Origin of the sequence: Propionicimonas sp., from assembly GCF_047606205.1 — a bacterium.
Lineage (GTDB): Bacteria > Actinomycetota > Actinomycetes > Propionibacteriales > Propionibacteriaceae > Propionicimonas.
Genome location: NZ_JASGES010000179.1, coordinates 1 through 23190, shown reverse-complemented (window position 1 = coordinate 23190; position 23190 = coordinate 1). Strand labels below are relative to the sequence as shown.

General features: G+C 72.1%; 18 protein-coding genes and 2 pseudogenes. 11 read left to right on the top strand and 9 right to left on the bottom strand.

The annotated features are described in order from the left end of the window. Both QM633_RS11080 and QM633_RS11075 read right to left on the bottom strand, forming a co-directional pair. Positions 1 to 387: pseudogene (locus tag QM633_RS11080) on the bottom strand (hypothetical protein); the annotation flags it as partial. An 88-nt stretch (positions 388 to 475) separates the two neighbouring features. Continuing rightward, a complete protein-coding gene (locus QM633_RS11075) occupies positions 476 to 1174 on the bottom strand; it encodes a VIT1/CCC1 transporter family protein (protein ID WP_415153817.1) in 699 nt (232 codons plus the stop codon). A 75-nt stretch (positions 1175 to 1249) separates the two neighbouring features. Between QM633_RS11075 and QM633_RS11070 the strand changes: the two genes are divergently transcribed. The 3 genes from QM633_RS11070 to QM633_RS11060 are packed head-to-tail and all read left to right on the top strand — an operon-like array spanning position 1250 to position 4451. Beyond that, positions 1250 to 2737 carry a succinic semialdehyde dehydrogenase gene (locus QM633_RS11070; protein WP_415153816.1) on the top strand — a complete coding sequence of 496 codons (1488 nt, stop codon included), beginning with the start codon at positions 1250 to 1252 and terminating at the stop codon, positions 2735 to 2737. 7 nt (positions 2738 to 2744) lie between these two features. After that, entirely contained in the window at positions 2745 to 3524 is a 780-nt protein-coding gene (locus QM633_RS11065) for an SDR family oxidoreductase (RefSeq protein WP_415153815.1), read from the top strand. 15 nt (positions 3525 to 3539) lie between these two features. After that, the gene (locus QM633_RS11060; RefSeq protein WP_415153814.1) at positions 3540 to 4451 is read left to right on the top strand and encodes an N-acetylglucosamine kinase; all 912 of its coding nucleotides are present in this window, start codon (positions 3540 to 3542) and stop codon (positions 4449 to 4451) included. Positions 4452 to 4542: 91 nt separating this feature from the next. On the opposite strand, the pseudogene QM633_RS11055 reads toward QM633_RS11060, so the two are convergent. The 4 genes and pseudogenes from QM633_RS11055 to QM633_RS11040 all read right to left on the bottom strand — a co-directional run. Then, positions 4543 to 5370, bottom strand: a pseudogene (locus tag QM633_RS11055) (phosphoribosylaminoimidazolesuccinocarboxamide synthase); the annotation flags it as partial. 210 nt (positions 5371 to 5580) lie between these two features. Continuing rightward, positions 5581 to 6576 (bottom strand): hypothetical protein, encoded by a 996-nt coding sequence (locus tag QM633_RS11050; protein ID WP_415153813.1) that lies wholly within the window; start codon positions 6574 to 6576, stop codon positions 5581 to 5583. Continuing rightward, the gene (locus QM633_RS11045) at positions 6569 to 7108 is read right to left on the bottom strand and encodes a sigma-70 family RNA polymerase sigma factor (RefSeq protein ID WP_415153812.1); all 540 of its coding nucleotides are present in this window, start codon (positions 7106 to 7108) and stop codon (positions 6569 to 6571) included. The genes QM633_RS11050 and QM633_RS11045 overlap by 8 nt, the downstream gene beginning before the upstream one ends. A 94-nt stretch (positions 7109 to 7202) precedes the next feature. Continuing rightward, the gene (locus QM633_RS11040; RefSeq protein ID WP_415153811.1) at positions 7203 to 7673 is read right to left on the bottom strand and encodes an NUDIX domain-containing protein; all 471 of its coding nucleotides are present in this window, start codon (positions 7671 to 7673) and stop codon (positions 7203 to 7205) included. A 170-nt stretch (positions 7674 to 7843) separates the two neighbouring features. On the opposite strand from QM633_RS11040, the gene purL reads away from it, so the two are divergent. Both purL and QM633_RS11030 read left to right on the top strand, forming a co-directional pair. Further along, complete coding sequence (gene purL / locus QM633_RS11035; protein ID WP_415153810.1) at positions 7844 to 11812, top strand: phosphoribosylformylglycinamidine synthase; 3969 nt, start codon at positions 7844 to 7846, stop codon at positions 11810 to 11812. Positions 11813 to 11917: 105 nt separating this feature from the next. Beyond that, on the top strand, positions 11918 to 13177 hold the full coding sequence (locus tag QM633_RS11030; protein WP_415153809.1) for an alpha/beta fold hydrolase: 1260 nt from the start codon (positions 11918 to 11920) through the stop codon (positions 13175 to 13177). A gap of 24 nt (positions 13178 to 13201) precedes the next feature. On the opposite strand, the gene QM633_RS11025 is transcribed toward QM633_RS11030, so the two are convergent. From QM633_RS11025 to purD, 3 genes are read right to left on the bottom strand one after another with little or no spacing between them, the layout of a single operon-like run. Beyond that, positions 13202 to 13816: a hypothetical protein gene (locus QM633_RS11025; RefSeq protein WP_415153808.1), complete on the bottom strand. Its 615-nt coding sequence runs from the start codon at positions 13814 to 13816 to the stop codon at positions 13202 to 13204. 58 nt (positions 13817 to 13874) lie between these two features. Further along, entirely contained in the window at positions 13875 to 15302 is a 1428-nt protein-coding gene (purB, locus tag QM633_RS11020; RefSeq protein ID WP_415153807.1) for an adenylosuccinate lyase, read from the bottom strand. Further along, entirely contained in the window at positions 15299 to 16612 is a 1314-nt protein-coding gene (gene purD / locus QM633_RS11015; RefSeq protein ID WP_415153806.1) for a phosphoribosylamine--glycine ligase, read from the bottom strand. The genes purB and purD overlap by 4 nt, the downstream gene beginning before the upstream one ends. Positions 16613 to 16755: 143 nt before the next feature. Between purD and QM633_RS11010 the strand changes: the two genes are divergently transcribed. The 6 genes from QM633_RS11010 to QM633_RS10985 all read left to right on the top strand — a co-directional run. Next, positions 16756 to 18426 (top strand): ABC transporter substrate-binding protein, encoded by a 1671-nt coding sequence (locus tag QM633_RS11010; protein ID WP_415153805.1) that lies wholly within the window; start codon positions 16756 to 16758, stop codon positions 18424 to 18426. A gap of 25 nt (positions 18427 to 18451) precedes the next feature. Continuing rightward, positions 18452 to 19456: an ABC transporter permease gene (locus QM633_RS11005; RefSeq protein WP_415153804.1), complete on the top strand. Its 1005-nt coding sequence runs from the start codon at positions 18452 to 18454 to the stop codon at positions 19454 to 19456. A 10-nt stretch (positions 19457 to 19466) separates the two neighbouring features. Beyond that, positions 19467 to 20414: an ABC transporter permease gene (locus QM633_RS11000; RefSeq protein ID WP_415153803.1), complete on the top strand. Its 948-nt coding sequence runs from the start codon at positions 19467 to 19469 to the stop codon at positions 20412 to 20414. After that, positions 20411 to 21355, top strand: a complete 945-nt coding sequence (locus QM633_RS10995) for an ABC transporter ATP-binding protein (RefSeq protein WP_415153802.1) — start codon at positions 20411 to 20413, stop codon at positions 21353 to 21355. Before QM633_RS11000 ends, QM633_RS10995 begins: the two co-directional genes overlap by 4 nt. Beyond that, the gene (locus QM633_RS10990; protein WP_415153801.1) at positions 21348 to 22184 is read left to right on the top strand and encodes an ABC transporter ATP-binding protein; all 837 of its coding nucleotides are present in this window, start codon (positions 21348 to 21350) and stop codon (positions 22182 to 22184) included. Before QM633_RS10995 ends, QM633_RS10990 begins: the two co-directional genes overlap by 8 nt. Further along, positions 22181 to 23190: ROK family transcriptional regulator (locus QM633_RS10985; RefSeq protein ID WP_415153800.1), on the top strand; the 1010-nt coding region annotated here is incomplete at its 3' end. The genes QM633_RS10990 and QM633_RS10985, both read left to right, overlap by 4 nt.

The following is a 23190-nucleotide window of genomic DNA, read 5'->3' as shown; positions in this document are numbered from 1 at the left end:
GCTCGCCGGCTCCGGGGTCGGTGCCGGGGCCGCCGGGCGGGTCGACGCGGCCGCGACCGGATAGGGCAGCTGCAGGTCGGGAAGGTCGAGGTTGGTCGCCTGGCCGGACCGGGCGGCGAGGGAGTCGACCGCGCCGAGATCCGGGGCCGCGGGCGCGGGCGCGTCCGCCTCCGCCAGGGTGAGGGCACTCGGTGTCGCCGGCTCGACGGGAACCGGCTCCACGGTCGCAGGCTCGACGGGTGCGCTCTCGACGGGTGCGGCCTCGACGGGCGCGGTCCTCGTCACCGGGTCCGCGGGCGTCGCTGCGACTGTGGCGTCCGCGGCGGCGGGCTCGATCGGTTCGACGGCGTCCTTCTCCCCGGACGGGTTGCTGCTGGTCGGTTCCATGACCCCCACCCTAGGCAGCGAGCGCGGGCCCGCCCAGCGTTCGCCGCCGAGTCCCGGGAACCATCAGGGTGAGCCCCCAGCGAACCATTCAGCCGATCCAGCCGCCCAGCAGGTAGCTGGCACCCAGGCTCGCCAGGCCGATCAGGACCGAACGGAGCAGCGTCGCCACCACCCTGGTGTGCCCGAGCCGGGAGAGCAGGAACCCGGTCACGACCAGCGAGATCAGGACGGCGAGGATGAGCAACTCGTCCATCCATGCGCCGGGGATCAGCAACGCCACTCCGAGCGGCACGGCCGCGCCGACCAGGAAGCCCAGACCGGACCACAGTGCGTCGAGCCAGGGGTCCCAGCGGGTGGTGAGCTCCCGGATGCCGTACTCGGTCTCCAGCTGCGCGGACAGCGCGTCGGCGATGGTCAACTCGTCCGCCACCCGTTCGGCGGTGTCGGGTGACAGGCCCTTCGCCAGGTAGTGCTCGATGAGCTCTGTCCGCTCCTCCTCCGGGCTCAGCGCGAGCAGGCGCCGCTCCTCCGCGATCAGCTCCAGCTCGGCCTCGCGGGTGGAGGACACCTCGCCGAACTTGGCACCCGCCACGCCGACGGCACCGGCCACGGCGGAGATCGCGATGATCCCGTACACCTGCGAGCTCGGCAGGCCGGCGCCCAGAAGCCCTTCCGCGAAGCCCGCGGTGGCCAGGATGCCGTCGTTGACGTCCACCATGTGCTCGCGGACCCGGACCGGATCGATCCGCCCGAGCCCGCGGTCGTGTTTCGCTGTGCCGTCGACCACGCGCCCAATCTAGGGACCGGGTGCTCCGCCGTCACCACCGCTCGAGGCGTGTGTCTCCCGCGTAGCGTGTGCGCCATGACATCGACGTCGACCGTCCCGCTGCGGGTCCGCCGCCCGTTCGACGGCGCCGTGCACGGCATCCTCGCTGCCACCGACCCCGAGGCTGTGCCGGCCGCGGCTGCCAGGGCCAGGCAGGCCCGGGCGGTGTGGGAGCGCGTCCCCGTCCGCGAGCGTGCCCGCGTGCTCACCCGGCTGGCCGGGCTGATCCTCGCCGAACGCGACCGGATCCTCGACACCATCCAGTCCGAGACCGGCAAGGCGCGGCTGAGCGCGTTCGAGGAGGTGGCGGACGCGGCCCGCGCCGTCCGCGTCTTCGCGCGGGCCGCACCGCGGCTCCTGCGCCCGGTACGGCGACCGGGAGCGATCCCTCTGCTCACCCGGACGGTGGAGCACCAGCGTCCGGTCGGACTGGTGGGCATCATCACCCCGTGGAACTATCCGTTCACGCTGCCGGTGACCGACACGGCGCACGCGCTCCTGGCCGGCAATGCCGTCCTGCTCAAGCCCGACTCGCAGTCGCCGTTCACCGCCCTGCTGGCCGCGGAACTGTTCGCCGCAGCCGGGCTGCCCGACGGGCTGCTGCAGGTGCTGCCCGGAGCCGGTCGCGCGCTCGGCCCCGCGCTGATCGCCGAGGTGGACTACCTGATGTTCACCGGGTCCACGAAGACCGGACGCGTGCTCGCCGCGCAGTGCGCGGACCGGCTGATCGGCTTCTCCGCCGAACTCGGCGGCAAGAACCCGCTGATCGTCCTCGCCGACGCGGACATCGCGGCCGCGGCTGCCGGCACCGTCCGCGCCGCCTTCGCCAACACCGGGCAGTTGTGCATCTCGATCGAACGCGCCTACGTGGAGTCCGCGGTGTACGACGGCTACGTCCGCGAACTGCTCGCGCAGGTGTCCCGGCTGCGGCTGGGCGCCGGCTACGACTGGGCAGTCGACATCGGCTCGCTCGCCTCCGCCGCTCAGCTGGAAAAGGTCACCGCCCACGTCGAGGACGCGGTGGCCGGGGGCGCGACGGTGCTGGCCGGAGGCCGGGCCCGTCCCGACCTGGGGCCGTTCTTCTACGAACCCACCGTGCTCACCGGCGTCACCGAGGACATGGCGCTGTGCAGGGAGGAGACCTTCGGGCCGGTGCTCGCCCTGTACCGCGTCGCCTCCGAGGACGAGGCGGTGGCGCGGGCCAACGATTCCCGCTACGGGCTGAACGCGAGCGTCTGGTCGGCCCGCCGCGGCCCTGCGGTCGCCGCGCGGCTGGCGGTCGGCACGGTGAACGTGAACGAGGGTTACGCGGCCGCGTGGGGCTCGCACGCCGCGTCGATGGGCGGGGCGGGCGAGTCGGGGATCGGGCGGCGCCATGGCAGCCAGGGGTTGCTGAAGTACACCGAGCCGCAGACGGTCGCCGAGCAGCGACTGCTCCCGATCGCGCCGTTCGGCGGTCTCGACAACGCCGGCTACGCGACGCTGATGACCAGGGCCGTGAGCGTGCTGAACCGCCTGCCATGATGGGGCGATGAACCTCGACGGAGCCACCCTGCTGGTCACCGGAGGCGGCAGCGGCGTGGGCCGCCAGCTCGCCGTGCAGGCAGCCGGCCGTGGCTCGCGGATCGTCGTCTGGGACCGCGACGAGGCCGCCGGGCGCTCCACGGCGGAGCGGGTCGGAGCGGCCGCGTCCCACCAGGTCGTCGACGTCACCGACGCCCGCGCGGTCGCCGGGGCCGCTCGCGCGACGGAGCCGGTGGACGTCCTGGTCAACTGCGCGGGTGTCGTCTCCGGCGAACGGCTGCTGGAGGCGAGCGAGGCACAGATCCGGCGTACCTTCGAGGTGAACACGCTCGCCCTGTACTGGACCACCCGGGCCTTCCTGCCGGGCATGCTGGAGCGCGGCAGCGGCACGGTCGTGACGATCGCCAGCGCCGCCGGACTCGTCGGAGTGGCCCGCCAGACCGACTACTCGGCCAGCAAGTGGGCGGCGATCGGCTTCACGGAGTCGCTGCGCGCGGAGCTGCGGGGCACCGGGGTCGGCACCCTGGCCGTGGCGCCGTTCTACATCGATACCGGCATGTTCGCCGGTGTCCGGACGAGGTTCCCGCGGCTGCTGCCGATCCTGAAGGAGGCCGACGTGGCCGCGCGGGTGCTGGACGCGGTCGAACGGGACCGTCCGTTGCTGGTGATGCCGCCGCTGGTGCGGACGCTTCCCGTGCTGCGGGCGCTGCCGACGCGGGCGTTCGACGCGGTCGTGGACTTCTTCGGCGTGAATCACACCATGGACCACTTCGTCGGCCGCCGCTGATTAGGCTGTCCCCTCGTGAGTGGATTGTTGGCGCTCGATGCCGGCCAGACGGGAATCCGACTGCGCTGGGAGCACGGCCAGGAACGGCTGGAGGGCGGCGCGCCCGGGGTACTGACCGACCGTCCGCTCATGCCGCAGCTGGCTGCGGCGATCGGCGACTTCGTGACCGGGCACCGGCTCTCCCCGACCGTGGTCGGCGTGGGCACGTCCGGACTGGTCACGCCGGAGGCCGCCGAGCTGCTCGGCCTGGTGTCACGCCACGGGATCCGTGAGGTCGCGGTCGCCCACGACGCCACGACGAGCTACCTCGGGGCGCTCGGCGACGCATCGGGCGCCGTGATCGCCGCCGGCACCGGCGCCGTCACGCTGGCCGTCGGGGCGACGTCCGTGGCCCGGGTGGACGGCTGGGGGTACCTGATCGGGGACGCGGGCAGCGCCTACTGGATCGGCAGGGCCGGGATGGACGCGGCGATGCGCGGCTTCGACGGCCGCGGTCGGCTGACACCGCTCACCGGCCGCCTGCAGCGGCTGTTCCCCGACCTGACGGCCGCGTATGTCGAGTTGCAGTCGGACGGCAGGAAGGTGAGCCGCATCGCCGACTTCGCCAGGGTCGTCGACGACCTCGCCGACTCCGACCCGGTGGCGGCGGGGATCATGGACGCGGCAGCGGCGGAGCTGAGCGAGTCGGTCTTCGCCGGTCTGCGTCGGGTGGAACTGATGGGCGCCGAGCCCCCGCGGGTGTGCGCGCTCGGCCAGGTGTTGCGCTCCACCCACGTCCGCGAGCGGTTCACCAGCTACCTGCGCATGCAGTGGCCGGACCTGGCCCTCGCCGAGCCGCTCGGCAACGCCCTGCACGGGGCGGCGCTGCTGGCCAACCTGGGCGAGGACAGCCCGCTGGCCGCACTGGTGGCGCGCGCCGAGCTGTAGTCGATCGTCTCCCACTCCTCGCAAGGAACCAGCGGGGCGGGACGCGGAGCCGGACGGCTCGTCGGGGCGCTCAGGCGGGGACGAACTCCGAGCCGGTGAGCCGGCGGAACGCCTCGAGGTACCGGTCCCTGGTTGCGGCGACGACCGCGTCCGGCAGCGCGGGTGGGGTCGAGACCCGGTCCCAGCCGGACTCGTGGGAGAGCCAGTCCCGGACGAACTGCTTGTCGAAGCTGGGCAGGCTCTTCCCCGGCTGCCACGCGGCCGCGTCCCAGAACCGCGAGGAATCGGGGGTGAGCACCTCGTCGGCGAGGACGAGCGTCCCGTCGGGGCGCAGGCCGAACTCGAACTTCGTGTCGGCGAGGATGATCCCCCGCCCGGCGGCGAGGTCGGCAGCCCTGGCGTACACGGCGAGGGTGGCGTCGCGCAGGCGAGCGGCCAGATCCTCGCCGTGGAGGTGGGTGATGGTGGCGAAGTCGACGTTCTCGTCGTGCTCGCCCATCGGGGCCTTGATGGCGGGGGTGAAGATCGGCGCGGGGAGCTTCGAGCCGTCGACCAGTCCGTCGGGCAGGGGGACGCCGCAGACCGAGCGGGACTGCTGGTATTCGACCCAGCCGGAGCCGGTGAGGTAGCCGCGGGCCACGCACTCCACGGGCACCATGTCCAGCTTCTCGACGATGATCGCCCGGCCGGCGACCTCGTCCGGGACGTCGGTGGAGACGACGTGGTTGGGGATGAGGTCCGCGAGCTGGTCGAACCACCACAGCGAGAGCTGGGTCAGCACGGCGCCCTTGTCGGGGATCGGGGTGGCCAGCACGTGATCGAACGCGGAGATCGCGTCCGTGGCGACCATCAGGATGCGGTCGTCCGGCCACGCGTACAGGCGCCGGACCTTGCCGGAGTGAATGGGGGCATCGAGCACGCGGTCAGCCTAACGTGGCCCCGCGTCCGCACACGTGGGAGCTCGCGGCTCAGCGGCCGGGCGCCCCCGCTGCCGTGGACGGGAGCCGGCAGGTCTCCGCTCGTACGATCGGACGCGTGCTGGACCGGACCGGGCCCGACCGGACGGGGAGCGCGGACCGATCGCTGGTGGCGTCGCCGTGCCGGCTCCGCAGCACCGTCATGGTGCGCATCACGGCTTCCAGCGGACGGCACCGGTCGCGCACTCGGAGGTGCGGACGGCATCGCCTTCCAGGCACGCGGCGTCCACCAGCCGACGATCTCCGAGAGGCTCCGGGAGCCCTACGGCAACCTCGACGGCGTCGTTGCCCGGGCAGGTCCGTGAGCCGGCGCCGAGCGGCGCGGCGTCGACGCGGATGATCACCTCATCCGCGCCCATCGACACCGAGGGCTCGAGCAGGTCGCCGGTCTTGCCACCCGAGCATTCCAGCCGGGTCACCGCAAGGACGACCGTCGTCGAGCCCGCCGCGAGCTTCTGCGGCTCGGCGACCACCCAGGTCGCCGTGGCACCACGCTGGGGCGGGATCGTTGCCGTGACATCGGGGATCGCCGGATCGGTGTCGGGCAGCACGCGCCGCACCTCCTCGTCGAGGAGCGGGCCGACCGCGTCGTAGACCCGCGAGTAGAAGGCCCCATCGGGGTCGTCCAGGCGCGAAGGGCGTCCGCCCCGATCGAGGTAGACGGCGGTCGGCAGCACCCGCAGCGAGGGACGGGACGAGTCGGCCGGCACCACGACGAGCCCCCCGAACCCCAGACCGGGAGTCGGGGCATCGCCGGGCTCCAGCAGCCCTGCCGCCTCCTGGTCGGCGAGCATCAGGTACAGCTCGTCCGCGACCCCCGCGTCGAGGGCGACCTCGGGGTTCTCGCGTCCGGAGTACAGCTCGACCACCACCCGGCCGCCGGACCCAGCCACCGTCGCGGCCGGTGCCGGCACCGCGGGCACCGCCCGGCCACCCCCCAGCCACACCACGACGCCCAGCGTCCCGGCCAGCAGCGCGACCGCTGCCGCCGCAGCGATCCACGGACGCACCGAGCCGCCCCACGGTGGCCGAGCGCCCCGCCTCGCCGGCGAACTCGCGATCTCGTCGGGGTCCAGCGGCGCCACGGCGAGCGCCACCTCACCGGCCCGCTGCAGGCTGTCCCGGATCTCCTGCTCGAACTCATCCATCGGCCCGGTCCTCCTCTGCCCTCGCCCTCGCTCGCATCGCGGCGACCGCGCGGTGCACGTGCGACCTCGCTGTGGCCTCCCTGCAACCCAGCACGGGCGCGATGTCGGCATAGTCCAGATCCCGGTAGAACCGCAGCACCACAGCGGCCCGCTGCACCGCAGGCAGCTCCCCGCACCATCGCCACACCCGATCCGCCTCAACCACTCGACCCGCGTGGTCCACGCCGATCGGAGGGCTGACCAGCAGGCTCGGGTCGGCCACCGGGTCGGCGCGACGATGGCGCAGCACCGCAAGGCATGCGTTCACCACGCTGCGCGACACGTACGCCTCCAGACGCGCGCCGTCGGGCAGCCGCGCCCAGCGCGGATAGAGCGCCGCCAGGGCGTCCTGCACAGCGTCGCGGGCATCGTCGCCGTTGCGCGTGACCAGCCAGGCCAGCCGGACCAGGCCCTCGGAGCGCTCCCGGACGTAGGCCTCGAAGGGCGGGTGGCCGCCGTCCCCGACAGCCGCCTGCGCGCGTGCCCCGTCCACGACCTCCACACTAGAAGGAGTCGCCGCGGGCCGCGTCCGTTGCAGACCGGCGCCGACTCGCTTGGATGGTGTTCGGGTTGCCGCGCCACTGTCGCTACGCGCGGGAGTCGAAACCGTAGCTGACGATCGGTTCGAGACCGCCCTGCGCGTAGCGCGAGAACACGTACGACTCGTGGGGGACGACCCGGTCGGGCAGCGAAGCGAGGTCGTACCAGCGCAGGTCGGCGCACTTGGCCGGCTCCTGGATGGCCGGCTCGCCCTTCCAGCTCTCGGCGAGGAGGAAGTAGTCCACGCGCTGGCCGACCGGGTCGGATCCCTGGCGACGATGCATCGCGCACAGCGGTCGCAGCACCAGGTCCCACACCCCCAGTTCCTCGGCGGCCTCCCGGACCGCGGCGTCGACCACCGACTCACCCGGTTCGACGTGCCCAGCCGCCGCCGTCGCCCAATAGCCGTCCATGTAGCCGGTGCCGGAACGCAACTGCAGCAGGATCTCGCTCACGCCGTCCCTCCGTCGCACGAAGAGCACGTACGCGGCGGGAATGACCTGGAACCTCGACGGCACGCCTGCAGGTTACGGGGTGCGGGCAGGATGGGCCTGGTGAGGTCGACGCTCGACACGTTCTTCGCGGGCCCGGCACGGAGCGGGCGTCTCGGCGTCGTCGAGCGCCGGGCCGGGATCTCCCGGGGCGGATAGCCTGTTCCCGCCGCCCGTCCTGTCGTCCCGGAGGTGCCATGCCCCGCTCGCACGCGTTCGTCCTGACCAGCTTCGGCGGCGGGAACGCGTTGTCGGCCTTCCGGGCCGCCGCGCTCGTCCGCCGGCTGCAGGACCTCGCCCCCGGCGTCACCGGAGTGACCGCCCGCCACGTCCACTGGGTCGCCTCCACCGATGCGCTCGACGCGGCCACCACCGACACCGTCCGCCGCCTGCTCAGCTACGGCCCGCCCGCCGGACCCGCCCCCGACGCACCGCACACCGCCTCCCTCGTCGTCGCGCCGCGGCTCGGCACCCTCTCGCCCTGGGCGTCCAAGGCCACCGACATCGCCCACAGCTGCGGCGTGCCGATCCACCGGGTCGAGCGGGTCACCGAGTACACGATCGCGGCCGACGCCCCCCTCGGCGGCGACGGTCTCGCCTCCTGCGCCGGCCTCCTCCACGACCGGATGACCGAGACCGCGTTCGGCGATCTCGAGGCGTCCGCCGCCCTGTTCGACGAGCGCGAGGCCGAGCCCATGGCACGGGTCGACGTGATCGGACGTGGGCGGGACGCCATCGTCGAGGCCAACACCACTTTCGGCCTCGCCCTCAGCGAGGACGAGATCGACTACCTGGTGGACGCCTTCACCACCCTGCGCCGCAATCCCACCGACGTCGAACTGATGATGTTCGCCCAGGCCAACTCCGAGCACTGCCGGCACAAGATCTTCAACGCCGACTTCGTCGTCGACGGCATTCCCCAGGAGCGCTCCCTGTTCGCGATGATCCGGCACACCGAGGCGGTCGCGGGGCAGCACACGGTCGTCGCCTACTCGGACAACTCCTCGATCATGGAGGGCGCCCGGATCCGGCGCTGGGCGCCGCAGGACGCCGACGGGCCCAGCCCCTACAGCGCACGCGAGGACGACGTGCACGTCCTGATGAAGGTCGAGACCCACAACCACCCCACCGCGATCAGCCCATTCCCCGGCGCTGCCACAGGTTCCGGCGGCGAGATCCGCGACGAGGGCGCCACCGGGCGCGGGTCCGCCCCGAAGGCCGGCCTGACCGGCTTCGCCGTCTCCAACCTGCACCTGCCCGGCACCGACGAGCCCTGGGAGCGCGACGCCTACGGCGCCCCTGACCACATCTCCACCCCGCTGGAGATCATGACCGCCGGTCCGCTCGGCGCCGCAGCCTTCAACAACGAGTTCGGCCGGCCAGGACTCGGCGGCTTCTTCCGGGTCTGGGAGCAGACCGTGGACGGGATCCGCCGCGGCTACCACAAGCCGATCATGAGCGCCGGCGGCCTCGGCTCGATCAGCGCCTCCCAGACCGCCAAGATCGACTTCGCGCCCGGCACCCTGCTGATCCAGCTCGGCGGACCCGGCATGCGGATCGGCATGGGCGGCGGCGCGGCATCGTCCATGGCCTCCGGCACCAACGCGGCCGAGCTCGACTTCGACTCCGTCCAGCGCGGCAACCCCGAGATCCAGCGCCGCTGCCAGGAGGTCATCAACCACTGCTGGCTGCTCGGCGCGGACAACCCGATCCTCTCGATCCACGACGTCGGCGCCGGCGGCCTGTCCAATGCCTTCCCCGAGCTCGTCGACGGCGCCGGCCTCGGCGCCCGCTTCGACCTCACCGCCGTGCCGGTCGAGGAGTCGGGGCTGGCGCCCAAGGAGGTCTGGAGCAACGAGAGCCAGGAGCGCTACGTGCTGGCCATCGCGCCGGACTCGCTGCCCCGCTTCGCCGCCCTCTGCGAGCGCGAGCGCTGCCCCTTCGCCGTGGTGGGCGTGGCGAGGGACGGCGGCGAACTGATCCTTGCCCCCGGCACCGAGGACACGGACGGCGAGGACCGTCCGATCGACATGCCGATGGATGTGCTCCTCGGCAAGCCGCCGCGGATGACCCGCGACGTCACCCGCGTCGCCCGCTCCGCGCCGCCGGTCGACCTGGCCGGCGTGGACGTGCGCGAGGCGGCCTACGCGATCCTGCGGCACCCCTCGGTGGCGTCCAAGCGGTTCCTGATCACGATCGGCGACCGCACGGTCGGGGGGCTGAACCACCGCGACCAGATGGTCGGGCCGTGGCAGGTCCCCGTGGCCGACGTCGCGGTGACGCTCAGCGACCACGACGGGCTGGCCGGCCAGGCGATGGCCTCCGGCGAACGGATGCCACTCGCCGCGCTCGACGCCCCGTCGTCCGGCCGGATGGCGGTTGGCGAGGCGCTGACCAACCTGCTCGCCGCGCCCGTCGAACTCCCCCGCGTGAAGCTGTCGGCCAACTGGATGGCCGCCTGCGGCGAGGAGGGCGAGGACGCCGCGCTGTACGACACCGTCCGCGCCGTCGCGATGGAACTGTGCCCCGCGCTGGGCATCTCGATCCCCGTCGGTAAGGACTCCCTGTCGATGCGCACCCGGTGGACGGACACCTCCGGCGAGACCCGCCAGGTGACCAGCCCGGTCTCGCTCGTGGTGTCGGCCTTCGCGTCCCTGGACTCGGTCGAAGGCACGTGGACGCCGCAACTGCGCCCCGACTCGACGCTCGTCCTCGTCGACCTCGGCGCGGGCGCCGACCGCCTCGGCGGCTCGATGCTGGCCCAGGTCACCGGCCAGTTCGGGGACGTCGTGCCCGACCTCGACGACCCCGGACGCGTGGTTGCCCTGGCCGCAGCCCTCACCGATCTGCGGTGGGGAGGAATTGCACACTCGATCATCGATTCGGGCCCCCATCCGGCCGATCCGGGCATTGACGGTGCAATTCCGCGCAACACCGAGTTGGTCACCGCCTACCACGACCGGTCCGACGGCGGCCTGTGGGCGACGGTCTGCGAGATGGCTTTCGCGGGTGGCACCGGCGTCGACGTGGACGTGGCGGGGATCGAGGCGCTGTTCAGCGAGGAGCTCGGCGTCGTGCTGGGGGTGGCCGATCAGGACGTCGACGACGTCTTCGCAGTCCTGGACGCGCACGGCCTGGGCTCGCTCGCCCGGATCGTCGGCCAGACCGGCGAGGACCGTCGGGTGCGGGTCAGCGTGGCCGGGGAGGCGTTGCTCGACGAGGACCTGGTCGACCTCGCGCAGGCGTGGGACGAGGTGTCGTGGCGGATCTCCGCCCTGCGCGACAACCCGGAGTGCGCGGACTCCGAGCACGCGGCGTTCGGCCTGGAGCCGCCCGCGCTCGTCGTGCGGCCCAGCTTCGAGGTCACCGAGGACGTCGCCGCGCCCTACATCGCCTCCGGCGTGCGACCGAAGGTCGTGGTCCTGCGCGAGCAGGGCGTGAACAGCCACGTCGAGACCGCCCACGCCTTCGCCCGGGCGGGCTTCGAGGCCTGGGACGTGCACATGACCGACCTGCAGTCCGGCCGCTTCGACCTGGCCGACGCCGTCGGGCTGGTCGCCTGTGGCGGCTTCTCCTACGGCGACACGCTCGGCGCGGGCGAGGGCTGGGCGCGGTCGGTGCTGTTCAACGAGCGACTGACCGAGGAGTTCGGCACCTTCTTCGCGCGTCCGGACACCTTCGGGCTGGGCATCTGCAACGGCTGCCAGATGTTCGGGGCGCTGGCCGCGATCATCCCCGGCGCGCAGGCCTGGCCGCGGTTCACCCGCAACCGGTCCGAGCAGTTCGAGGCCCGGCTGTCCCTGGTCGAGGTGCTCGACTCCCCGTCGGTGTTCTTCGCCGGGATGGCCGGCACCCTCGCCCCGATCGCCGTCGCGCACGGTGAGGGCCTGGCCGACTTCTCCGGCCAGGGAGACGAGGCCGTGGTCGTCCGCGCCGCCCGGTTCGTGCACGCGGACGGGACGCCCGCGTCTGCCTACCCGGCGAACCCGAACGGCTCCCCCGACGGCCTGACCGCCGTCACGACGCCCGACGGCCGGTTCACCGCGATGATGCCGCACCCCGAGCGGGTGGCCCGCAACGCCCAGCTGTCCTGGACCACCGCCCCCCTGGAGGACCCGAGCCCGTGGCTGCGGATGTTCCGCAACGCCCGGGTCTGGGTGGGCTAGCGCGGCCTCGGCAGGCTCGACCAGCCGGCGCGGCGGCTTCGGCCTCTCGGTTCAGGGGCCGTCGGGTGGTCACGGGGTCGTACAGACTCCCCTAGCCTGAGCCTTGTGCCTACGACCACCGAACACCTGCCCGGACTGACCCTGACCAGCCTCACCATCGACGCCCCGCTGAACCACGCCGACCCCGCCGCGGGGACGATCGAGGTGTTCGCCCGCGTCGTGACCGGCGAGGACGGGGGCGGCAAGCCCTACCTCGTGTTCCTGCAGGGCGGACCGGGGCACGAGGCGCCGCGCCCCACGCTGGTCCCGATGAACCCGCCGTGGCTGGGCCGGGTGCTCGCCGACTACCAGGTCGTGATGCTCGACCAGCGCGGCACGGGACGCTCCACCCCGATCTCCTCGCCCGCGCAGGCGCCGCTGGCCGGTCTCGACGCTCGCGGCCAGGCCGACTATCTCACCCACCTGCGCGCCGACGAGATCGTCAACGACGCCGAGCTCGTCCGGGAGTTCCTGGGCGCGAGGCAGTGGACCGTCCTGGGCCAGTCCTTCGGCGGGTTCACCACACTGCACTACCTCAGCGTCCACCCCGAATCGCTGGCCGGCGCCCTGCTCACGGGCGGGTTGAGCGCCGTCCAGCACCCCATCGAGGACGTCTACGCCACCACCTGGCAGATCATGATCGAAAAGTCCGAGGCCTACTACCGCCGCTTCCCCGCCGACCGCGAGCGCGTGCGGGAGCTGAGCATGCTGTGCGGGAGGGGCGAGGTCGTGCTGCCGAACGGCGACGCCGTCTCGGTCGACCGGTTCCGGACGGTCGGCCACCTGCTCGGCACCCAGCCGGGGGCCGAACGGCTGCACTACCTGCTCGGGCTGGACCACACCTCGGCGGGGTTCCGGCACGACCTGGCCGCCTCGCTGCCGTTCGAGGGACGCAATCCGCTCTACGCGGTGATCCACGAGTCGAGCTACGCCGACGGTGTGGCCACCCGCTGGGCGGGCGACCGGACGATGCCGGACCGCGTCCGTGAGGACGTCACCCTGCTCGGCGGCGAGCACCTGCACCGCAGCCTGTTCGCCGAGGACTCCGACCTCGCCGGGTTCGCCGAGGTCGCCGACCTCCTCGCGGAGCACGAGTGGAACCAGCTCTACTTCCCCGACCGTCTCGCCCGCGCCGACGTACCGGTGGCGGCCGCGGTCTACCACGGCGACGCCTACGTCCCGTACGGCTACTCGATGGAGACCGCGGCGTTGCTGCCCGACTGCCGCACCTGGGTGACCAGCGGGTACGAGCACAATGGCCTGCGGATGGGCACCGAGGTCATCGACCATCTGCTCAGCCTGCTCACCGGTCGCCGCTGGCAGTGACCACCGGCGCGTCCGGGGGGCCGGTTACTCGGCGCAGTCCTGGTCGACGTCCTGCAGGGTGAGTTCGGTGACGCCACCGTCCAGGACGGCGATCCGGTAGTACGACGTCCTGCTGCCGGGCGCCAGCACGTACCCGACGCCGTTCATGCCCTTCTTGTCGCCGTTCCACTTCGGGTAGGCGGCCTTCACCTGGGCCGTGCTGCTGCCGAGCTGGATGCCTTCGGGCGTGGCGAGACCCGGCATCGCCCCGATGATGACGAGCGTGCCGGTGTTCTCGGAGAAGAAGAGCTTGCCCGCCAGGTCGTCGGTGTCCCTCGGCTGCGCGCCGACGAGTCGGCCGTCCGAGCTCGCGCCGCAGCTGCCCTTCCTGCCCGTGATCCCGGTGGCCAGGCCGGTCGCTCTCGCCTTCGCCTTGGTCATCCGCAGGGTCAGCGTCCCGTACCCCTTGGGCCCGAGCGCCGGGGGCGCGCTCGTGCTGGTACTCGGGGTGGGCGTCGCGGACGGCGGCGGGGACGTGGGCACGACGGTGGCGCCGGCCGACGGCGAGGTCACGCTGCCGGGGCTGAGCAGGACGCACCCGCCCAGGACGACCGCGAGCGCGGCCGCGCCCAGAGAGGTGAGAGACCTGCTGTGCTGCATCGCCGCCTGCCTGGATCGGTGGGACAAGGACCCGTGCCCAGACTACCGGCGGCCCGGCTCAGAGCACGGACCCCGGGGCGTAGGCCGCTCCCTCGGGATACCGCGCGGCGAGTTCGGCCACCCTGGCGGCGATCCGGTCCACCTGGTCGCGCGCCGAGCCGGTGAGCTCGAGCGGGTCGACGACCACCGTGTCCAGCTGCTCGCGCGTGAGTCCCAGCCGCGGGTCGGCGGCGAGCCGGTCGTACAGGTCGTTCGTCGCCGAGCCCTGCCGCATCGCCAGCGCGACGGACACCGCGTGCTCCTTGATCGCCTCGTGCGCCGCCTCGCGTCCGACGCCGTTGCGGACGGCGGCCATCAGCACCTTCGTCGTGGTGAGGAAGGGCAGGAACCGCTGCAGCTCGGCTTCGATCACCGCGGGGAACGCACCGAACTCGTCCAGCACGGTCAGGAACGTCTCGAACAGGCCGTCGAGGGCGTAGCTCGCATCCGGCAGCGCGACCCTGCGGACCACCGAGCACGACACGTCGCCCTCGTTCCACTGGTTGCCGGCCAGCTCGCCGGCCATGGCCGCGTAGCCGCGCAGGATCACGGTCAGGCCGTTCACCCGCTCGCACGAGCGGGTGTTCATCTTGTGCGGCATCGCCGACGACCCGACCTGACCCTCCTTGAATCCCTCGGTGACGAGCTCCTGGCCGGCCATCAGCCGAATGGTGGTGGCGAGGCTGGACGGAGCTGCCGCCACCTGAACGAACGCGGTCAGCACGTCGTAGTCGAGCGAGCGCGGGTACACCTGGCCCGTCGAGGTGAGGACACCGCCGAACCCGAGGTGGTCGGCCACCGTCCGTTCGAGCCGGGCGAGCTTCCCCGCGTCCCCGTCGAGGAGGTCCAGCATGTCCTGCGCGGTACCCATCGGGCCCTTGACACCCCGCGCCGGGTAACGCCGGATCAACTCGTCCACCCGGTCGAAGGCGACCAGCAACTCGTCGGCGGCGGACGCGAACCGCTTGCCCAGCGTGGTGGTCTGCGCGGCGACGTTGTGGGAGCGTCCGGCCATCGGGAGGTCGCGGTACTGCACGGCCAGCCGGGACAGGTTCACCAGCACGGTGACGATCCGCTCGCGGACGAGTTCGAGCGAGCTCAGCAGCTGGCGCTGCTCGATGTTCTCGGTGAGGTCGCGGGACGTCATGCCCTTGTGCACGTGCTCGTGGCCGGCCAGCGCGTTGAACTCCTCGATCCGCGCCTTCACGTCGTGCCGGGTGATCCGCTCCCTGGCGTCGATGGACGCGAGGTCGACCCGGTCGACGACGCGGGCGTAGTCGGCGATCACGGCGTCCGGGTCGTCGCCGCCGAAGTCGACGCCCAGTTCGGCCTGGGCCCGCAGCACGGCGAGCCACAGCTGGCGCTCGGCGACGATCTTCGCCTCCGGCGACCAGATCCGCCGCATCGCGACGGAGGCGTACCGCGTCGCCAGCACGTCCGGGATCATCGCGCACCCTCCTGGACCGAATCGGGGACGGTTCCTCTCTCGGTCCACCCCGCGGCCGGACCGAGTGAGGAACCGTCCCCGGCCTGGGCCGCCGTCAGCGCGATGTCGGTGCGGTGGAAGCCGCCGGGGAGGGTGATCGCCGCGACTTTCGCGTACGCGGCGTCGCGGGCCTGAGCGAGGGTGTCGCCGGAGCCGACGACGGTCAGGACGCGCCCGCCCGCGCTGACCAGCCGGCCGGACGCGTCCCGCGCGGTCCCGGCGTGGAAGACGCCCTCGGCCTCGGCGCCGCCGATCGGGTCGCCCCGGCGCGGCGAAGAGGGGTAGCCCTGGGCGGCCACCACCACGCCGACCGCGGCACCGCTGCCCCACTCCAGGGGTGCGTGACCAGCCAGGTTGCCGGTGGCGGCCGCGTGCAGCACCTCGAACAGCGGCGTCCTCAGCCGGGTCAGCAGCGGCTGGGTCTCCGGATCGCCGAAGCGGCAGTTGAACTCGACCACCCGGACGCCGCGGGAGGTCAGGGCGAGCCCCGCGTAGACGAGCCCGACGAACGGTGTGCCGCGGCGGCGGAGTTCGTCCACCGTCGGCTGCACCACCGTCCGCACCACCTCGTCGACCAGCCCGGCCGGCGCCCACGGGAGCGGCGTGTACGCCCCCATGCCACCGGTGTTCGGTCCGGTGTCGCCGTCGCCGACCCGCTTGAAGTCCTGCGCGGGTTCGAAGGGCAGCACGTGCTCGCCGTCGCTGAGCGCGAACAGGCTCACCTCCGGCCCGTCCAGGAACTCCTCGACGATCACCGTGCGGCAGCCGGCGGCGTGCCGGATCGCCGCGTCCCGGTCGGTGGTGACGAGCACGCCCTTGCCCGCGGCGAGGCCGTCGTCCTTGACCACGTAGGGCGGGCCGAACTCCTCCAGGGCGGCGACCACCTCGCCCATGTCCAGGCACAGTCGCGCGTCGGCGGTCGGGACGCCGGCCGCCTCCATGATCTCCTTGGCGAACGCCTTGCTGCCCTCCAGCCTGGCGGCGGCGGCGGACGGGCCGAACACGGCGATCCCGGCGGCGCGGACGGCATCCGCCACCCCGGCGACCAGGGGCGCCTCCGGGCCCACCACGACCAGGTCCGCACCGAGCCCCGCCGCCAGCGCGGCCACCGCGTCGCCGTCGAACGGGTCCACCGCATGGTTCGTCCCCACGGACGCCGTGCCCGGATTGCCCGGCGCGATGTGGACGGACACCTCCGGGTCGCGCGCGAGCGCCCAGGCGAGCGCGTGCTCGCGGCCTCCGGTTCCGATCACCAACACCGTCTGCGTCACGGCGCGATCCTACCGAGGGCGCGGCGGCCGGCGGATCGTGACCGAGTCGTAACAGAAAGGACTATTTCCAGTTAGGTCCTTTCCAGATATGTTGCTGCTAGGGCCGCACCGCCGCGGCAACGTTCTCCAGCGAGGAGTCGAGCGTGTTGAAGATCCCGTCGGCACTGGCCGCCACAGCGGTGGCCCTGTCCCTGGCCCTCGCGGGCTGTACGTCCCCGGCACCGTCCCAGACCACGGCGGCCGGCACCGCCGCGCCGAAGGAGTCCACCCTGCGGGTCTGGGCCGGCAGCACCACCCCGATCACGGTCGACTTCAACCCGTTCCACGTCGACACCGCGCTGTACGGCACCTACGGCCCGATCTACGAGCCGCTGTTCTTCTACAACCAGCTGTCCTCCGACGCCCCCGTGCCCATGCTCGGCCAGAGCTTCTCCTACAGCGCGGACGGCAAGACCGTCACGATCACCGTCAAGTCCGGCGTGAAGTGGAGCGATGGCGAGCCGTTCACGGCGAAGGACGTGGTGTTCACCCTCGGCTACGGCCCGAACAAGACCGACAAGCTGCTCTCGGCGAAGGCCACCGACGACACCACCGTGGTGCTCACCTACTCCACGCCGCAGTTCACCGCGGAGTCCCAGCTGCTCGGCTCGACGATGATCGTGCCCGAGCACGTCTGGTCGAAGGTCGACGACTACATGAAGGAGACCAACGACAACCCGGTCGGCACCGGCGCCTATGTCGTGAAGACCACCTCGGACGCGTCCTACACCTTCAGCGCCAACCCGAACTACCGCGACGCCGTCCCGATCACCAACGTCCAGTTCCTCGGCATCGACTCCAACCAGTCCGGCCAGGACCTGCTCAGCACCGGGCAGATCGACTGGACCGGCATGTTCATCGCCAACCCCGACGATGTCACCAACACCGGGGCGATCTCCACGATGAACCAGCAGCAGGACCCGACCACGATCATCACCTGCGCGAACGCGTCGCTGGGCTGCAAGGGCGACCAGACCGACCCGGCCGTACGGCAGGCCATCAACGTCGCGATCGACCGCAGCCAGCTCGCGGAGAAGGCGTGGGTGAACCTGGTCGGCAAGGCCAACCCCGCGTTCGTCCTGCTGCCGCGCGACCAGCAGTGGCTGAGCGACGCCAGCCTGTCGGAGAGCCCGCAGGCCGCCAACGTCGAGCAGGCCGGCCAGATCCTCGAGGCCGCCGGCTACACCAAGGACGACAAGGGCTACTACGGGAAGGGCGGCAAGGAGATCAGCCTCGACCTGTTCTCCCCCGACGGCTGGACCGACTACAACGACGCCGCCAAGCTGATCGCGGAGCAGGCCGGCAAGGCCGGCATCAAGATCACCCCGCGGACGGTCTCCGAGGCCGAGTACTGGACGCCGGTCACCGACGGCGACTTCCAGCTGGCCATGTACGGCCTGACGCAGTCGGTCGTCGCCGACCCGTTCAGCAACTACGACCAGTACTTCTACGGCAAGTCGACAGCGAAGGTCGGCGCGTCGCCGACCCGTGGCCAGAACTACGCCCGCTACGCCAACGCGAGCGTGGATGCGGCGGTCGAGGCGGCGGCGGCGACCAACGACGCGGCGGCCAAGAAGACCGCCTACGCCACGATCCAGGCCCAGATCGCCACCGACCTTCCCTACATCCCGGTGGTGCTGAACGCATCCCAGGCGTTCTTCAACACGAAGAACTTCACCGGCTGGCCGACCGATGACAACCTGTACGCCGATCCGCTGCCGTATCTTTCTGTGGCACCGGCGATCGTGCTGCTGAACCTCAAGCCGGTCCAGTGACAGTGGCCGCCGCAGGGAGGATGTCGTGAAGTTCTACCTGCGGCGGATCGCCTTCTACGTCGTCACCGTGTGGGCAGCTGTGTCCCTGAACTTCCTGCTGCCCAGGTTGATGCCCGGCGATCCCGCCGCGATCATGATCGGCAAGCTCCGCCGCGCGAGCGGGGGACGCGAGCTGTCGCCGCAGGTGATCCAGGACATCTACGCGCTGCTGGGCGCGGGCAAGGACACGTCCCTGTGGGACCAGTACCTGGCCTACTGGGGCCGCCTGCTGCACGGCGACCTCGGCCTCTCGTCCACCCGGTACCCGTACCCGGTGGTCGAGCTGATCGGCAACGCCCTGCCGTGGACGCTCTTCATGGTCGGGACGGCGACCGTGATCTCGTTCGTCCTCGGCATCGTCGGCGGCGCCTGGGTGGGCTGGAAGCGGGGCACCTGGCTGGACCAGCTGGTGCCCGTCACGTCCCTGCTCCAGTCCATCCCCTACTTCTGGCTGGCCCTCGTGCTGGTCGCGGTGTTCGCCGTCCAACTCGGCTGGCTGCCGATCGTCGGCGCGTACGACCCGTTCGACTTCCCGTCGGGACCCGAGCAGACCTGGACGTTCTTCGCCTCGGCCCTCCAGCACGCCTTCCTGCCGGCGCTCACGATCGTGATCAGCTCGGTCGGCGGCTGGCTGCTCGGCATGCGCAACATGATGGTCTCCACGATGAGCGAGGACTACGTGCTCACCGCGGAGGCGAAGGGCCTCACCCCCGCCCGCATCCGCGACCGCTACGCGGCGCGGAACGCCGCCATCCCCTCGCTGGCGGGCTTCAGCATCGCGCTGGCGTTCGTGGTGGCCGGATCGATCGTGACCGAGCAGGTGTTCAGCTACCCAGGAATCGGGAAGCTGATGATCCAGTCGGTGCAGGGGCTGGACTACACGCTGATGCAGGGGGTCTTCCTCGTGATCACCCTCACGGTGCTCGCAGCCAACTTCCTGATGGACCTCCTCTACGGCCTGATCGACCCGAGGGTGCGCAACGATGTCTGAGAGCTCGGGGATGTCTGACCGTTTCGCGGGGCTGCGCTACCTGATGCCGAAGTGGTCGGCCAAGCTCGGCGTCGGCCTGGTGATCGTCGTTGTCATCGTGGCCTTCGGGCTGGTCGGACCGTTCGTCACCGTCGACCCGCGCGACTCCGGCTACAAGGGTCTGCAGCCCCCCTCGGCCGAGCACTGGCTGGGCACGACCAAGCTCGGCTACGACGTGTTCGCCCAGCTGGCCACAGGGACGCGCGAGTCGCTGTACGTCGGCCTGGTCGGCGGTCTGGTGGCGATGTTCCTGGCGATCGTGTTCGGCATCCTGGCCGGCTACTTCGGCGGCTGGCTGGACGAGGTCCTGATGCTGGCGACCAACATCATGCTGGTCATCCCCGGGCTGCCGCTGGTGATGGTGATCGCGGCCTACGTCCAGAACACCGAGGGGCTGGGTGACTTCGCGCGCTCCGCCACCCTGGTGGCGATGATCCTCGGCGTCACCGGCTGGGCGGGTTCGGCCGTGGTGCTGCGGGCCTCCGCGCGCTCGCTGCGAACGCGCGAGTACGTGTACGCCGCCCGCGTGGCCGGGGAGTCGGGGCTGCGGATCATCTTCGTGGAGATCCTGCCGAACCTGGTGCCGCTGATCGCAGCCCAGCTGATCTTCGGGGTGATGGCGGCCGTGCTCGGCGAGGCCGGGCTGAGCTACCTCGGTCTCGGCCCGACGAACTCGATCACGCTCGGCACGATGCTGAACGATGCGCAGACCGGGCAGGCCGTCGGCTCCCACGCCTGGTGGTGGTTCGTTCCGCCCGGCGTGATGATCGCACTGCTCGGCACCGGACTCTCGCTGGTGAACTTCGCCATCGACGAGATCGTCAACCCGAAGCTGCGGCTCGCGCCGAAGGCCGCCCGCCAGCAGCGGAGGGCGACCAGGGCCGGCAAGGGCGTCGCCGGAGGAGGTGCGTTCGCATGACCACCCCGGCGAGCCAACCCGTCCTGACGGCGGAGCACGTCTCGATCACCTACGAGGTCAGCCCGCCGGTGGAGGCGGTTCGCGACGTGTCGCTCACCCTGCATCGCGGCGAGATCCTCGGGCTGGCCGGCGAGTCGGGCTGCGGCAAGACCACCTTCGCCTACGGGGTGAACCGGCTGTTGAAGGCGCCGGCCGTGATGACCGCGGGACGGGTCACCTTCCACGACCGCTCCGGCGTGGACACCGACGTCGGCGGCCTGGACGCGGAGTCGCTGCGCCGGTTCCGCTGGGACAAGGTCTCCATGGTGTTCCAGGGGTCGATGAACTCGCTGAACCCCGTGATGACCGTACGGGCGCAGCTGTCGGACGTCTTCGGCACCCACCGCCCGGGGATGGGACGCGCCGAGCGGGACGCCCGCTGCGCGGAACTGCTCGAACTGGTCGGGGTGGACCCGCGGCGGCTGTCGGCCTACCCGCACGAACTGAGCGGTGGCATGCGGCAGCGGGTGATGATCGCGATGGCCCTCGCGCTCGACCCGCAGCTGATGATCATGGACGAGCCGACGACGGCCCTCGACGTGCTGGTGCAGCGCGGCATCATCCGGGCGATCATGCGGCTGCGCGAACGGCTCGGCTTCGCGGTGATCTTCATCACCCACGACCTGCCGCTGCTGATCGAGATCAGCGACCGGATCGCGATCATGCGGGAGGGCCGGATCGTCGAGACCGGGACCGCGGAGCAGATCTACCGCTCCCCCCGGCACGACTACACGCGCCAGCTGCTGTCCAGCTTCCCGAGCCTCACCGGGGAGCGCGGCGGCTTCGTCCGGACCAGATCGGGGGACGACCTCGCCCCGCCCGGCCGGGACGGCGGCGACCGGGCGGGCGCCGACGCGGCGGCCGAGACTGACCGCACCGGGAAGGAGACCGGCCGTGAGTGAGCACAGCCTCGAGGTGCGGGACCTGGTCAAGGACTTCCGGCTGCGCAACGGCCTGGAGTTCTCCACCCTGCGTGCGGTGAACCACGTCTCGTTCACCTTGACCCCCGGCCGCACGGTCGCCCTCGTCGGCGAGTCGGGATCGGGCAAGTCGACGATCGCACGGATCATCGCCAAGCTGGAGATCCCCACCTCCGGCGAGGTCCTGCTGGACGGGGCGGCCACCCGCTTCCGCGGCAACCAGGCGGCGTACCGCCGGCAGGTCCAGATGGTCTTCCAGGACCCGTTCGCCTCGCTGAACCCGTTCCACTCGATCGCCCACCACATCGAGCGGCCGCTGCAGCTGCACCATCCGGACCTGACACCGTCGCAGGTCAGGGACTCCGCCGTCGAACTGCTGGAGCGCGTCGCGCTCGGCGCGGCCTACCTCGAGCGGCGCCCGCACGAACTGTCCGGTGGCCAGCGGCAGCGGGTCGCGATCGCACGGGCCCTCGCTCCCGGCGCGCGGTTCATCATCGCCGACGAACCGGTCTCCATGCTCGACGTGTCGATCCGGGTGGGGGTGCTGAACCTGCTCGCCGACCTGCAGCGCGCGGACGGGCTGGGCGTGCTCTACATCACCCACGACCTGGCCACGGCCCGCCACTTCTCCGACGAGATCCTGGTCATGTACCGGGGGGACATCGTCGAGCGGGGCCCGGCGGACGAGGTGATCCTCAACCCGCAGCACGACTACACGCGCCGGCTGCGCGAGGCCGCGGCCGATCCGGAGCGCCTGGGTCAACTCCGCGACGAGGTGCGCAGTGAGATGGCCGAAGGGGGCGCGGCGTGACGAACCTGGCCGGGACGCCGGCGTGGCTGGCCACCCAGAACGACCGGACGGCGTTCCGGTTGCTGCTCGAGCACGGACCGCTGAGCCGCTCCCAGTTGGGCGAGCTGTCCGGCGCGTCCAAGCCGACCGCGGGCCAGATGATCGCCCGGCTGGAGCGGGCCGGCCTGATCGCCCCGGTCGGGGAGGTGACCGGCGCGCGCGGGCCGAACGCCACCTCCTACGGCGTCCGCACCGACAGCCTCACCGGGGTCGCGATCAGCATCCTCGACCAGGCCGTCGAGGCCGTCCTGGTGGATCCGACGGACAGCGACCACCCTGTGGTGGTGCTGCCGGTCGAGGGCGCCGTCCGCTCCCCCGCCACCGACGTCGTCCGCGCCGTCGAGGCCGCGGCCCGCGCCGCAGGGGTGGGCCGCGACACGGTCAGCATGGTGGTCGTCGGCGTCCAGGCGGCGTTCGACGACGAGGCCGACCGGCTCTCCTTCACCGACACGCTGCCGGGCTGGCCCGAGCGGGGTGCCCGTGCCCTGATCGAGAAGGGCACGGGGCTGAGCGTCGTGCTGGAGAACGACGTCAACCTCGCCACCATGGCCGAGGGCGCCGCCACCGGCGCGTCCGACTTCGCCTACCTGTGGGTCGGCACGGGCCTGGGCGCCGGCCTGGAGGTCGCAGGGGTGGTGCAGCGCGGCGCATCCGGGTCGGCGGGCGAGATCGGCTACCTCGAGGTACCCCGCTCGGCGGCGACGCTGGCCCCCGACGCGGACGACTTCACCGACCTGCTCGGCGGCAAGGCCGTGTGCGCGCTGCTCGGCGGCACCGATCTCGCCGACGCACTCACCCGGCTGCCGGGGAACGACGCGGCACTGGAATCCCTGGCCGACCGGCTGGCCCTGCTGCTCGACGTGGTCGCGGCGGTCGCCGACCCCACCCGGGTCGTGCTCGGCGGGCCGACCGGCGTCGCCGGCGGCGAGGCGCTCGCCGCGCTCGTCCGCGACCGGCTCGGGCGTCG